Below are 402 nucleotides of genomic sequence, written 5' to 3' on the forward strand. Positions count from 1 at the left end.
GCGCCAGCGCTCCAGCACCAGGCTACTGCCCGGCGGGATATTTCCCCGGCTGTAGCCCGGCAGCTGCCAGCTAAAGTTCATCAGCGTGCGCACCATGGCGATATTGGTGTCATGGGCCACCAGCAGCAGCCAGCGTACGTTCGGATTCGCCTCCGGTTTGACGCCATCGAGCATAGCGTTGAGCAGCACCGACCCGCGTTTTTGCGCGGTATACAACACATCGTTACTCAGATCGTAGTTTTCCGTTAACAGCGGCAGCAGGGCGGTGATCTGCCTGGCCTGGGTGATCTTGCCCCACGCCAGCTGGCTGAGAGGCAGGTTTTCACTCCAGCCGAGACGCAGCGTCTCCACCATATTGGCCATCACGCTCAGTCCGCTAATGGTGGTCTTCCCACTTTTGCT

The 402-nt window shown here is 60.0% G+C and carries 1 protein-coding gene; it reads right to left on the reverse strand.

Annotation, left to right across the window (positions count from 1 at the left end):
- The coding region (locus tag L6990_RS11835) for a histidine-type phosphatase (protein WP_237204376.1) at positions 1–363 on the reverse strand (363 nt) is incomplete at its 3' end.
- Positions 364–402: the final 39 nt, after the last annotated feature.

This window comes from Rothia endophytica, assembly GCF_928381505.1.
Lineage (GTDB): Bacteria > Actinomycetota > Actinomycetes > Actinomycetales > Micrococcaceae > Rothia > Rothia endophytica_A.